The sequence below is a fragment of the Granulicella paludicola genome, from assembly GCF_025685545.1.
In the GTDB taxonomy this organism is placed as follows: domain Bacteria; phylum Acidobacteriota; class Terriglobia; order Terriglobales; family Acidobacteriaceae; genus Granulicella; species Granulicella paludicola.
The window spans coordinates 362,283-375,343 of record NZ_JAGSYC010000024.1; the positions used below are offsets into that span (position 1 = coordinate 362,283).

The window sequence follows — 13,061 nt, forward strand, 5'->3', positions numbered from 1 at the left end:
ATAAAGATCGCAAACACGTTGCAAACATGAATATCGTCGTAAAAAGAGCCTCTAGCACCTGCAATGCTAGACTTAAGTGAGATGAAATCTATCGCTTTACGGTTGTGGGCGCTGTCGATACTCTCTGCTCTTTTGCAGCTATTGCCATTCCCCATAACTGGGCCGACACCTCTATGGGCGCGGTTTTTCGCGTGGTTTTGTCTGGTCCCGCTCCTCTATGCTCTGCTGCATGAAGATCGTCACGAGAAGCCTCTGCGGCCTCTGCAAGCGGCGCTGATAGCGTATCTTGCGGGAGTTATTTGGTATATCGGCAACTGCTACTGGATCTACCGGACTATGCATGTTTATGAAAGTATTCCGGCCGCCGCATCTGCAGGCATCCTCTTTCTGTTCGCTCTCTATGTCGGCCTCTATCATGCGCTTTTTGGTCTGCTGATCGGTGTGATCCGCAATCTTACGTCCCGCAATAAAACATTGATCGCTGCTCCTTTTATCTGGGTTGCTGTTGAGTTAGCGCGCGCCCGCATCACCGGATTTCCCTGGGATCTGCTTGGATACACACAGGTAGATAGCCTCACACTTACGAAGCTCGCGCCACTTACAGGCGTTATGGGATTATCGTTTGTCGTTGTCGCCATCAACGCGTTATGGATGCTGCGTATCTCTTTTGCGGGTCGTAAAAGGACCTACTTTGCTCCGGTCATCGCAGCCGCTGTTGTTCTTTTTGTAGCCGCAGCCTCCATGCATCACCCCGCAGCAACGACGGAGACGAAGACCGGCATCGCCACCCTGCTGCAGGAGAACCTTGGCGTCGGCCGCGAAGCCGTGCCCGAGACGAAAGAGCACATGCTGCAATCGTTTTCAGATCTCAGCCTGCATCCCGCAGTACCGTTGTCTTCTCGCGACCGCGATCTGCTGAATCATTCCATCGACGCTCGCTCGCAGCTCATCGCATGGCCGGAGGGACCCACCGACTTCATCGACTCGGACCCATACCTTCGTCAGCAGATGAGCCAGCTTGCCATGAAGGCTCAGGCTCCTGTCATCGTGAACGATGTGGCCATTGCAGCGATCAACGATAATGGTCACCCCGATCTGTATAACTCGGCCAGCTTTTTTCTCGCCGACGGGAGTTATGCGGGCCACTATGACAAGATGCATCTCGTCCCCTTTGGCGAATACACGCCTTACAAGCCGCTCTTCTTTTTCGTAGGACACCTACTCGATGGCCTGAACTTTATTCCCGGCACACAGCGCACGCTGCTGAACGCCGACGGCAGGACCTTCGGCGTCTTCATCTGTTACGAGTCCATCTTCGGTGACGATATGCGCCGCTTCGCGCAGAGCGGGGCGCAGGTGCTTGTCAACATCTCCGACGACGGCTGGTACGGCGACACCAGTGCTCCATGGGAGCACCTCGACATGGTGCGTATGCGAGCCATTGAGAATCGCCGCTGGATCGTGCGCGCCACAAATACGGGAATCACCGTCTCCATCGATCCGCGGGGTCGCGTCATCGACACGTTGCCACGTCACATTCGCTCGTCGATGCAGGTAGCCTTCGGCTATCGTGACGACATCAGCTTCTACTCGCAGCACGGGGACTGGTTCGCGTGGCTCTGTGCGGGAGTGGTAGTGGGCTTGCTCATCGTAGGCGTCAATCGCCGCCAGACACGCGCTGCTGCCTGACGTGCGCACCCTCGCATAAACGGATAAACTGTATCTATGTTGTCTGACCTCGAATTTACGTACTCCCCGGTTCGCGAGAAGGTTCGCGATCTGCGGGAGTATCTTTGACGCCTCCCGACTTAAAGCTGAGCTAGCCGTTGTAGAAGAGAAGATCTCCGACCCCTCGGTCTGGGCCGATGCCGCGCGTTCGCAGCCGCTGATGCGCGAACGCAAACGGCTTGAAACGCTGCTCGCCGATGACGCAGAACTCGGTCGCCGCTCGGACGACATCGAAGCTTACTTTGAACTGGCCCGCGAAGGCGAAAACACCGAGCCCGATCTGACTCGCGAGATACCCGCGCTGGTGGCCTTCTCCGAAGCCCTTGAATCGAAGACCATGCTTTCCGGCGAGACCGACCCGCTGAATGCGATCGTCACCGTCCACCCCGGCGCTGGCGGCACCGAAAGCCAGGACTGGGCTGAGATGCTGATGCGCATGTATATCCGCTGGGGCGAGCGTCAGGGCTACAAGGTCGAGATCAACGAAATTCAGGACGGAGACGAGGCGGGCATCAAGTCTGCCACCTTCACCATCAGCGGCGAGTTCGCCTTCGGGCTGCTCTCCGGTGAAACCGGCGTGCATCGTCTCGTTCGCATCTCGCCGTTCGACTCCGCCAAGCGTCGCCACACCAGCTTCGCCTCGGTGTTTGTCTCGCCTGAGATCGACGACACCATCGTCATCGATATCAAGGTGGAGGATTTGCGCATCGATACCTATCGTTCCGGCGGTAAGGGCGGCCAGCACGTCAACACAACAGACTCCGCCGTGCGCATCACCCATCTTCCCACTGGCCTCGTGACGGGCTGCCAGAACGAGCGTTCGCAGCACAAAAACAAGGAGCGCGCCATGAAAATGATGCGCTCCAAGCTCTATGAATACGAGCTCGATAAGAAGAAGGCCATCAGCCGCAAGCTCGAAGACTCCAAGCTCGATATCAAGTTCGGCTCGCAGATTCGCAGCTACGTGCTTCAGCCGTACCGCATGGCGAAGGACCTTCGCACGCGAGTTGAAGTTGGGGATGTGGATAAGGTCCTCGATGGCGAGCTCGATCCGTTTATCCGCGGCTACCTGCGCATGCGCAGGGAAGGCAACATCCCGGCGCCGATCGTAGAAGACGACGAGTAGCCTTCGCAGGCAAAGGAAATCTACAACTGCAACTAGTTGTTGTGGCTCTCCAACCAGCGATGCAACCAGCTCAGGTGCAGGTCCAGACGCACCGAGGTATAGCTGAGTATCTCGTGCATCATGCGCTGCGCTGCGTCCAGGTCATCGATGTGTCCCAGCGGCTGTCTGGGCGAGGTGTAGACCGTCAGCCCCGCACGCTTACATAGTAGGGCGATGCGGAACAGGTGCGTTCCATCGCTCACCACCACAATCGTATGGAAGTTATTCTCTGCGGCAATCGTGCTCAGGCGCTGTACCTGTTGTTCGGTATCGAACGACTGTGTCTCAGCGATGATTCTGTCGAACGGAACGCCGTTCGCCAACAGATAGTCGCGACCCACACCGCCCTCGGTTCGCCCAGAATCTTTATCCGAGCCGCCACCGAGCGTTACGATCACAGGTGCAATATCGCGGTTATAGAGCGACACCGCTTTATCCAGCCGCGCGTGAAGCACAGGCGATGGCCTGCCCGCATATTCAGCCGCACCGAACACCGCGATTGCATCGGCACGCTGCGCATGGTCCTGCTCTGCGACCGCCAGTATCTGGTGGCGTACCCACAACGTCCAGCCCACAAGTGCCAGCACCACCAGCGCCAGCAGCCAGCGCAGAGCGCGCCTGAAAAATCCGGGGCGCCTCTTCTCACCTTTGGCTGTTGTGCGGTCTTGGCTCATAGCTATGAGATGCGTCCCTCTAGTATGAAGGCGCATCCACAAACAATCCAGTCATCCTCACCTGACAAAGCAACTTAGCGTTGCAGAGCCAGGGCAATCTCATGCGTTGGAATCGCGCCTTCGCGCAGAATCATCCAGGAGTTCCCACCACCGCTTAAATCCACAATCGTTGTGGGGATATTCCGCGCCGTCGGTCCGCCATCCACGATCATCGGCAGCAGGTCGCCGAACTGGTCGCGCACGCATCCGGCGTGCATGCACTCCGGCAAACCTCGCAGGTTCGCAGAGGTCGCCGTGATCGGCAGCCCCAGCTCCCGCACGACAGCCCTGCAGATCGGCGCTTCGGGCACACGCAGAGCCACGTTGCCGGTGTTCGCGGTCACGCGCAGCGGAAGCTTTGTGCCGGCTTTCACGACAATCGTCAGCGGTCCTGGCCAGAACTTCTCGGCCAGGCGATCGAAGGTGCTGTCGATATTGCGCGCCAGATCGTATGCCTGCGATACATCCGCAATCAGCAGAGACAGCGGCTTATGCTTCGCACGCGCCTTCAACTCGTAGATGCGTTCGACCGCACGCAGGTTGATGGGATCGACAGCAAGCCCGTAGAACGTGTCTGTCGGCAGAGCCACCACGTCGCCGCGTTGCAGCGATTCCACCACCTGGCTCACAAGGTGCGGCTCCGGTTCATCCGGATTCATCCTCATCAGATCAGCTATCAAGTGCTCTCCGTCCTTACACACAAACTCTACCGCATCTTCTCTCGGATATTTCCCACCGCGTACACTAACCCCTGGATGCAACTTCCTCCGCCCATCACGAGCCGCACCAACGCGCGCGTCAAACTGCTGCGCGCGGGCTTTAGCGGCGAAGCCACGAAACCCGGCGAACTCCTCAGCGTCGAAGGCGAACATCTGCTCGCAGAGGCTCTGCGGTCGGGCCTGCCGCTCGACACACTCTATCTGCGCGAGGGCAACGAGTCCGTCCTCGACCGCCCCGGTCTCGCAGGCGTTACCGCGCGCTCGGTCGTTGTCCTCAGTCGCGAGGTCTTCACCAGTGCCGTCGATACCGCATCTCCGCAGGGGATCGCGGCAACACTGACGATTCCTGACCTGAAGCCGCATCCCGTGGCGCAGCCCTGTCTGCATCTCGTCATCGAATCCCTCCAAGACCCCGGCAATCTCGGCACACTGCTCCGCTCAGCAGAGGCCTTCGGCATCGCGCAGGCGTGGCTCACGCCCGACTGCGTCAGCGCCTGGAACCCTAAGGCTGTCCGCGCCTCTGCTGGCTCAGTCTTCCGCATGCCCATCGTGCGCGATAACATCGCGAACATCGCCGCTGCGCTGAAGACTGCTGACGTTCGCCTCTTCGCTGCGGTTGCGCGTTCCGCCGATGCCACGCCTGCGATGGACGCCTACCTGGTCGCACCCTGCGCGCTGATGGTTGGCAACGAGGGCGCCGGCCTCACGCAAGAAGCTCTGCGACTGGCTACCTCTCTCGTTCACATTCCCTGCGCAGTGGAATCGCTCAATGCAGCCATTGCCGGCTCCACGCTGATGTACGAGGCCTCGCGCCAGAACCTGCTTGCCACGGTGCCTGACCCCGCATGAGTCTCTTCGGCACAACTCCTGCAAACCACGGTGGCCGCCAACGTGCGCCGCTTGCCGAGCGAATGAGGCCGCGTTCGCTCGACGAGTTCTTCGGGCAGACGCATCTGCTCGCCGCAGGCAAGCCGCTGCGCTTGCAGATCGAAGGTGAAACAAACGGAACTCTGGAATCCGTAGCCGACAGCGCGAGCCTCATCTTCTGGGGGCCACCGGGCGTCGGCAAGACCACACTCGCCAAGATCATCGCCAACGTCACCTCGGCCAGCTTCATCGAGTTCTCCGCCGTGCTCTCCGGCATCAAGGAGATCAAGCAGGTGATGGTGGAGGCCGAGAAGGCCGCCGACTTCGGCTCACGCACGATTCTCTTCGTCGATGAGATTCATCGCTTCAATAAGGCGCAGCAGGACGCCTTCCTGCCGTATGTCGAGCGCGGCAGCATTCGCCTCATCGGCGCCACGACCGAGAACCCCAGCTTTGAGATCAACGCCGCGCTGCTCTCTCGCTGCCGCGTCTACACGCTGCGCGCGCTCTCGCAGGACGAGGTCCTCGCGTTGCTCACGCGCGCGCTCAACGACAGCGAACGAGGTCTTGGCAATCTGAACCTCACGCCGGAAGAAGGCGCACTCGAGACCATCGCCAGCTACTCCAGCGGCGACGCCCGCAACTCGCTCAACGCCCTCGAAGTCGCAGCCAAACTCGCCACAGGCCGAGGCGAAACGTTGCTATCTAAAACCATTGTTGGGGAGGCGTTGCAGCAACGCATCCTGCTCTACGACAAAAAGGGCGAGCAGCACTACGACCTCATCTCCGCGCTGCACAAGTCCGTGCGCAACTCCGACGCCGACGCCGCGCTCTACTGGCTGGGCCGTATGCTGGCGGCAGGCGAAGATCCCATGTACGTCGCCCGCCGCGTCGTCCGCATGGCGGTCGAAGACATCGGCCTCGCTGCTCCTGAAGCGCTCAATCTTTGCCTCTCCGCACGCGATGCCATGCATTTTTTAGGACACCCCGAAGGCGACCTCGCGCTGGCGCAGGCCGTGGTTTATCTGGCGCTGGCACCGAAGTCGAACGCCGTCTACACAGCCTACGCAGACGTCCTCGCCGACATCGAATCCCGCCCTGCCGAACCCGTCCCGCTGCACCTACGCAACGCGCCGACAAAGCTGATGAAAGAGTTGGATTACGGCAAGGACTACCAGTATGCCCACGATGTCGACGGCAAGGTAGCTAACATGCACTGCCTGCCCGACAACCTGCGCGAACGGCGTTACTACCGGCCGACGAATGAGGGCAGGGAAAAGCTACTCGCACAACGCATGGAAGAGATTGCAAAGCTGCGCAAGTCGACATAAACTATCATGGATATACATATGTAATGTATATCCATGAGGTGCTTATGCAGGTCGCGAAGTGGGGAAATAGTCTAGCCATTCGAATCCCAGCCGCCTTAGCGGAAGAGCTGGATCTGAAGGTTGGAGACGATGTCCAACTTGAAGCCCATGGAAGTCAGAAGCTAGGTCTTCGCAAAGATCACACTCGAGAGCATGCGATCCAGACACTGCGTTCTTTGCGGCGCCCTTTTCCTCCCAACTACAAGTTCGACCGCGACGAGGCAAATGAGCGATAAAAGTGATTCTGGAGAAGAACGTGAAGCGTGTGTTTTTCGATACTAATATTCTGCTTTACACCCTCTCAAACGAACAACGCAAAGCTGAGATCGTGGAGGCCCTCCTGGAAGAAGGAGGATTCATCAGTGTGCAGGTATTGAATGAGATTACGGCGGTTGCGCGATGCAAACTCAAGATGTCATGGGAAGAGATCAGTCTTATGCTGACATCGATTCGTAACCTCTGCGGACCGCCACAGCCGCTCACCGTGACGACGCATGAAGCCGCTGTAAAGATTGCTGAGCGTTACGGCTATCGCATCTACGATTCTTCCATCCTCGCTTCGGCCATCGAGGCGGGCTGTGAAGTCGTTTACTCGGAAGATATGCAGGGCGGCCAGCAAATCGGCGGGCTGACAATAACAAGCCCCTTCGCATAAATCGTTCGCAGAGCACGAATTTCGTGCACCCTCACTTTGAACGATCTCCCTATACTCCTGTCGTGCTCTCGATTCGGCAGGAACTGAGGAGCAGCAGCAGGGGTAGAGCAACGACGGAACCAACGTCGCTCTCCTCTACTCTCGCGTTAGTTCGCTCCCATCGGCTTCGAGTCCTTCGCAATCGCCGTCAGCACAATATCCTTCGTCAGCAACTCCGGCAGCACATCCGCGTTGCTCACCTTGCCCGGCGGATAGATCACGTACGTCGGCACGCCGCTGCGTCCAATCGATGCCAGCTGCTGTGTGATGATCGGATCGTACTGCGTCCAGTCGGCCTTCAGCAGTTGAAAGTGCTTGCTGCCAAACTGCTTCTCCACCTCAGTGGACTTCAGCACCGCTCCCTCGTTGTACTTGCAGCTCAGGCACCACGCCGCGGTGAAGTCGATGAATACCGGATCGCCCGTCGCACGTGCGGCATCGAAGTTTGCCTGCGTGTACGGCTTCCAGGTCAACGTATCGACCGCAGGCTTGCGGATCGGCAGATAGATCGCAATCGCGATGAGCACCACCGCCACGATGGTCCCCTTCCACTGTCCCGGCCACTTGCCGAGAGCCCAGCCAGCGATCGCCAGCACAAGGAAGCCGCTCAGCAGCCACGCCATCTTATCGATGCCCGCATCCCCACCTGTCGTTGTAGAAAGCTGGCCGAAGACCCATACCAGCCAGATCGCTGTGCCGAACAGCGGCACAGCCGTCAGTTGCTTCAGAGTCTCCATCCACGCGCCGGGCTTCGGCAGCAGCTTTGTCCATTGCGGTTGAATCGTCAGCACCAGATACGGCAGAGCGAGTCCAAGCCCTACAGCGGTGAACACAAGGAACGTCGCCCAGGCAGGCTGCGCGAGCGCGAAGCCTACAGCGGTCCCCATCAGCGGCCCCATGCACGGCGTCGCCACAACAGTCGCCAGCACGCCCGTAAAAAAGCTGCCCGTCAAGCCCTGCTTCTGTGCGAGATCGCCACCGGCGCTCGTCATCGACAGCCCAAACTCAAACTGCCCCGCCAGCGACAGGCCAAGGAAGAACACCAGTGACGCCAGCACTGCGACGAATCCCGGTGATTGCAGCTGGAAGCCCCACCCAAGCTGTTGCCCGCCTGCGCGTAGCACCAACAGTACCGCCACCAGTGCCCAGAAGCTCACCAGGATGCCAACCGTGTACATCAGGCCATGCGCCCGCTGCCGAGCCTTCTCTTCGCCTGAACTGTGCACCAGTGCCAGTCCCTTCAGGAACAGCACTGGAAAGACGCAGGGCATCAGGTTCAGCAGCATACCGCCCAGCAGCGCTAGCAGCACGGCCGTGAACACCGTCACGTCCGTGGTTTGCGCAGCCGAGGACTTCTTTGCCGTTGGTGCGGAAGCGGGCAGAGTGCCCGGCTTCACGTCGGTCGTAAAGTCGTAGGACTCTGTCGAACTTAGCTTTACCAGCATGTGCAGACTCTTTGGCAGGGCCGGGCTCTGTCCCGGATGCTCGGGGTCGGTCGCACGGTCCACACGAATCTGCACCCCGTCCGGAAGCGACTCCACCTCCTGCTCCGCTGCGTCCGCAATCACATCCTGGTCGAACGGATACAGCTCCGCATCCTCTTCCTTCGTACCCGTCTTCAACGTAATCAGAATCTGCTTCTCGTCAGCGATCGCGCTGGCGCTCATGTTCGCAGGCAGTGGCTGGGGCAGGCTTTTCAACGCCTCACCCAGCGCGCCCACCAGCGGCGGCTCAGCAAGCGGTCCCTTTACGACATCTACATCGATACCCAGATGCGCCTTACCGGGGAAGCATTGGCTACTGCACACCAGCCAGCTCACCTGCGCATCCAGATGCACCTTTCCTGGCTTCGTCGAAGGAGCGGCCGTCAAGGTCACAGGGAACGCCACCTGGTCCTCGTAGCCGTAATCCATGTAAGGCCCCAGCGGTAGCCGGACCGGAGCAGGGAACTGCAACGGCCCTGCCGAGATGCCTGCAGGCAGTGTCCACTTGATCGTTGGCGGTCCGCCTGCATACCCGGCATTCACCCAGTAAACGTGCCAGTGCTCCTCGATCGTCATGACCAGGCCCAGCTTCGCCGTGCCACCGGCGGCGATCTGCGGGCTTAGCTGCGTCAGTTCAACGGTCAGGTGTTCGGCCTTCACGGGACCCGGGCCACCATTGCCGACCGTCACCAGCTGTGCCTGCGCCCACTGACCAGCAGCCAGCATCGACCCCATCGCCCACACAATCGCCCGCAAACCCGCCCAGTTACGACCCGTTATCTTCATCCCCTTATTGTAGAGGCGTGTTTCCGATCGGGATATCCTCGTACGCTCCTCTTTCCGCAGGCTCTTTCCAAATGCCCGCTACCGGAACCTTGCTCCGTGCGTCCATTCCACAGCCCTATCCCTTTGCAGTTTCAGGCAGCAGATTCATTTACAATCATCAGTAACTTCGAAGCCGTCCAGCGGCAGCCGATTTGGGAGCAGTTTTGTACCGAGATTTGCATCAGACACAGCAACAATCAGCAGCCACGCGTATCTCGCCCCAGGCATCGCAGCGAGTCCTTCAGTCCCGCGCTCTTCGCGGATCGACTGTACTTCATCTCGCCACCGCCGCCGGCCTCGCCTCCATTCTGGCTCTCGCTGGTTGCGGTAACCAGTATCGTCCAGTGGTCAGCGCCATCAATCCGGTCGGACCAGCCGGCCAGCCCACGAAATACGCCGTTGCCGTTTCCAGCCCGAGTACCACCACTGCGGGCCTGGCTACCTTCGTCGACTTCTCTGGCGATACCGTCCTGTCCACACCGTCGATCCTTGCCAATCCCAACTACTTCGCGCTGAATAACGGCGGCAACGAAGGCTTCGTCATCAACGCCTCCGGTTCGCTCAATGACTTTGCGACCAGCAACCCGACGGCGCTTATCACCAGCGAAATCGTGCAGACGACTCTGCCCGCGAGCTCCGCGCCGGTCAGCATCTCGGCTATTACGCCATACAACGGAACTTCATCGATCTTTGTTCCGCAGACGGCGACCTCCAGCATAGCGGTCCTCAGCACGGCGACCAGTTCGCTGTTGCAGCAGCTCACCGTCGCCGCGAACCCGGTCTACGTCGTCGGAGCCGATAACACCCCCCGCGTCTATGCCATCAGTCAGGGCGCAGGCGGCAACGGTTCGGTCGCGGCCATCGAGGCCACCTCGACCTCGTCGCTCAGCATCTCCACCACGATCCCCGTAGGCGCCTCGCCGGTCTACGGTGTCATGACCTCCGACGATAGGCGTGCCTACATCATGAACAAGGGTTCGGGCACCGTCTCCGTACTCAACGTGGTGAACAATGCGCTCGATGCCACGACGCCGACCATTACGCTGCCCACCATCAGCTATCCGGCAGGAAGCAATGCAGGCGTAGCCTACGCGGCAGGCACCTCGGCACCGAACCCGGTCTGGGCTGATATCTCCACCACGAGCGACCAGCTTGTCGTCCTCAATCAGGGCGATGGCGTCCACCCGGGATCGCTCAGCATCATCGGCATTCCGCTCTGCTCCAGCATCACCCAGCCCTCGAATCCGTTGTGCAGCTCGACCAATCCCACCGATGCCACCGGCTTCGGCACCATCACCAATACGGTGAACGTCGGCGTCAATCCGGTCATGGTCTCGGTGCTGCAGGACGGTACGGCAGCCTATGTCGTCAACGCAGGCATCAAGGCGGGTGTCAATGCCGCGTATCCGAACGGTGTCGAAGGCTCGATCTCTGTCGTTAGCCTCGTCAATGGAGTCGTGACGGCGACCATCCCGGCTCTGTCGACCGCTGCGGCTACCCCCACGACCGCGAGCTCGGCCGGCTACGTCTTTGGCCACCCGAACTCCGTTTCGGCCACCGTCGGCACACCCACTGGCAAGGTCTACGTCACCTCAGGCGACAGCCAGTACCTCAGCATCCTCTACACCAACACCAACACAATCCAGGAGCACGTGAACCTGCAGGGCCTCGGTCTTCGAGTTCTGGTCACCTCCCCATAGTTCTCGGCCCGGTTGCCCGCATCCTCACGAATCGCCAGACATCGGTCTGGCGATTCGTCGTTTAGGCAGCCGTGATCTCCGTAGCCGCTGCCTCTATCCGTCAGCATCATCTTCATCAAGGGTGCCCGTCCGTTTCGCAATCTCACCGCGCCATGACCGGAGGCAAACTCTTCCTCGACTCAACAAGAGAGGCCGCCCAAAGGGCGGCCTCTCTTGTTGCTGTTCGCTGCAGTTATGCTGATCGCTGCGGCTTACCCACCCACCAGGACAATCGGCATAGTCGGCGCGGACGATCCACCGTCTGGCTCAACCGTTACACCGAACGCTGCGACATCGACACCCTTGGGTAGCGAAGCCATCACCAGGTGAGCGCGTCCATCCGCATCCGGACGGAACGTTCCCGCCGGTATCGGAGCCGCGCCCTTACCCGTTGGAATCAGCCATAGCTCATACGTCTTGTCTGCTGTCAGCTGGTTCAGGTGGTTGGCGACAAACACCAGCGACCCCTTGCGTCCGAGGTAAGAGGCATGGGCCTCTGGCACCGCCGTCGGAGCGGTTGTGCTCGGTAGAGCTAACGACACCTGCTTTGTGTTGGTGTCGGTCAGCGTCTCCATGACCAGGCTCGCTTGCGCAGCTTGCTTCGAAACCTGTGTCAACTCCGCCTGGTTCGCAGCCAGCTGGTCTCTGAGATTTTCGGACCGCTGATATTGCAATCCGCCGGCAACAATGGCCGTTGCCGCCACAGCCCAGCCAGCCCAACCGATCACGCCGATCTTGCGCCTCACTGGAGCGCTATCAAACGAGCGCACATTCTCACGCTGCGCGTCCTCCGCCCCCGAAACGACCTCAGCCGTAGCTGCCGTCTCTGCCGCAGGCATCGTCATTAGCTTGCTGCTGCCGTTTGTACGCTTGCCTGGAGCCTCATCCTGCGTCTTGCTGCTTTGAAGTTTGTCCTGCGCAATACTGCGCATCAAGCGCTCGCGCGCTGCCACCGGGGGCATATGCACCTCGGCCGTCATCGCATATGTCGCCAGATCGCCCTGTATCCAGGCCAGCTGCCGGTGACAATCGTCACAAGTCAGTACGTGTTCGTGCGCCTTCGCTGCCTCGGGCGCGCTCATGAACTGCAGCGCGAAGAGGAGAAGGTCATCCTGCGAAATGTGGTTAGTGGTGTTCATGCCTGGAAAGCCTTTCTCACCGTCATCAGGGCACTGCGTATACGTGTCTTCACAGTGCCTAACGGGTCACCCGTCATCTCGGCGATCTCGGCGTGCGTAAGCCCGTCGAAGAACGCCATCTCCAGCATCTTGCGCTGCTCTGCTGGGAGCAATACAACGGCTGCGCGGGCCCGTTCCATCAGAAGGTTCCTTTCGGAGTCCTCAGCAAGATTGAAGGAGGCAGCCAGGGAAACATCCTCAATGTCCTCGCTCGGCCTCTTTCGCCGCAGCGTATCGATTGCCCTGTTCCTCGCGACCACTGCCAGCCAGCCGCCAAGACTTCCCTTGGTTGCTACAAAGCTGCCCGGTGTCCGCCAGATCTGCATGAAAATCTCCTGCATGACATCCTCTGCCGCTGCCGTGTCTCGCAACACGCGCAACGCAACGGAATACACAATCTTGGAGTAACGGTCGTAGAGCTGGGCCATAGCCTGCTCGTCGCCGTTCTGAAGGCCAGCCAAAAGCGCGGCGTCCATACTGGGCGCTATCTCCGGCGTTGCTTCAGACCCTTCCAATCTCTCATTCATAGAACGCACCTGCGGGGGCTTCGGATTTGGCAAGATATACCAGTAAAACAGG

General features: G+C 59.7%; 12 protein-coding genes. 7 read left to right on the forward strand and 5 right to left on the reverse strand.

Annotated features, from left to right (window positions below; all coding sequences use genetic code 11):
- Positions 1-81 precede the first annotated feature (81 nt).
- Positions 82-1,689 carry an apolipoprotein N-acyltransferase gene (lnt, locus tag OHL14_RS10840; RefSeq protein WP_263379363.1) on the forward strand — a complete coding sequence of 536 codons (1,608 nt, stop codon included), beginning with the start codon at positions 82-84 and terminating at the stop codon, positions 1,687-1,689.
- Positions 1,690-1,725: 36 nt separating this feature from the next.
- Positions 1,726-2,854, forward strand: a protein-coding gene (gene prfB / locus OHL14_RS10845) for a peptide chain release factor 2 (RefSeq protein ID WP_263379364.1) whose coding sequence is annotated in 2 segments (ribosomal slippage) — positions 1,726-1,794 and positions 1,796-2,854 — 1,128 coding nt in all. Because the reading frame shifts where the segments join, the coding sequence is not laid out codon by codon here.
- Positions 2,855-2,886: 32 nt separating this feature from the next.
- Here the strand turns inward: prfB and OHL14_RS10850 are convergent.
- Positions 2,887-3,567, reverse strand: a complete 681-nt coding sequence (locus OHL14_RS10850; protein ID WP_263379365.1) for a YdcF family protein — start codon at positions 3,565-3,567, stop codon at positions 2,887-2,889.
- Between the two features lie 74 nt (positions 3,568-3,641).
- Positions 3,642-4,271: an L-threonylcarbamoyladenylate synthase gene (locus OHL14_RS10855; protein ID WP_396271307.1), complete on the reverse strand. Its 630-nt coding sequence runs from the start codon at positions 4,269-4,271 to the stop codon at positions 3,642-3,644.
- A 90-nt stretch (positions 4,272-4,361) separates the two neighbouring features.
- On the opposite strand from OHL14_RS10855, the gene OHL14_RS10860 reads away from it, so the two are divergent.
- Genes OHL14_RS10860 through OHL14_RS10870 form a run of 4 tightly spaced genes read left to right on the forward strand, consistent with a single transcriptional unit; the run spans position 4,362 to position 7,217 of the window.
- On the forward strand, positions 4,362-5,174 hold the full coding sequence (locus tag OHL14_RS10860) for a TrmH family RNA methyltransferase (protein ID WP_263379367.1): 813 nt from the start codon (positions 4,362-4,364) through the stop codon (positions 5,172-5,174).
- Positions 5,171-6,523 (forward strand): replication-associated recombination protein A, encoded by a 1,353-nt coding sequence (locus OHL14_RS10865; RefSeq protein WP_263379368.1) that lies wholly within the window; start codon positions 5,171-5,173, stop codon positions 6,521-6,523. Before OHL14_RS10860 ends, OHL14_RS10865 begins: the two co-directional genes overlap by 4 nt.
- A gap of 44 nt (positions 6,524-6,567) precedes the next feature.
- Complete coding sequence (locus tag OHL14_RS20225; RefSeq protein WP_396271309.1) at positions 6,568-6,798, forward strand: AbrB/MazE/SpoVT family DNA-binding domain-containing protein; 231 nt, start codon at positions 6,568-6,570, stop codon at positions 6,796-6,798.
- Between the two features lie 20 nt (positions 6,799-6,818).
- Positions 6,819-7,217: a PIN domain-containing protein gene (locus OHL14_RS10870; protein WP_263379369.1), complete on the forward strand. Its 399-nt coding sequence runs from the start codon at positions 6,819-6,821 to the stop codon at positions 7,215-7,217.
- 146 nt (positions 7,218-7,363) lie between these two features.
- Here the strand turns inward: OHL14_RS10870 and OHL14_RS10875 are convergent, their stop codons facing one another.
- Positions 7,364-9,526 (reverse strand): protein-disulfide reductase DsbD family protein, encoded by a 2,163-nt coding sequence (locus tag OHL14_RS10875; RefSeq protein WP_263379370.1) that lies wholly within the window; start codon positions 9,524-9,526, stop codon positions 7,364-7,366.
- Between the two features lie 203 nt (positions 9,527-9,729).
- On the opposite strand from OHL14_RS10875, the gene OHL14_RS10880 reads away from it, so the two are divergent.
- Positions 9,730-11,265, forward strand: coding sequence for a YncE family protein (locus OHL14_RS10880; RefSeq protein ID WP_263379371.1), 1,536 nt, complete (start codon positions 9,730-9,732; stop codon positions 11,263-11,265).
- 251 nt (positions 11,266-11,516) lie between these two features.
- Here OHL14_RS10880 and OHL14_RS10885 read toward each other — a convergent pair whose 3' ends face one another.
- On the reverse strand, positions 11,517-12,443 hold the full coding sequence (locus OHL14_RS10885) for an anti-sigma factor (RefSeq protein ID WP_263379372.1): 927 nt from the start codon (positions 12,441-12,443) through the stop codon (positions 11,517-11,519).
- The gene (locus OHL14_RS10890; protein WP_263379373.1) at positions 12,440-12,958 is read right to left on the reverse strand and encodes a sigma-70 family RNA polymerase sigma factor; all 519 of its coding nucleotides are present in this window, start codon (positions 12,956-12,958) and stop codon (positions 12,440-12,442) included. Before OHL14_RS10890 ends, OHL14_RS10885 begins: the two co-directional genes overlap by 4 nt.
- Positions 12,959-13,061 lie beyond the last annotated feature (103 nt).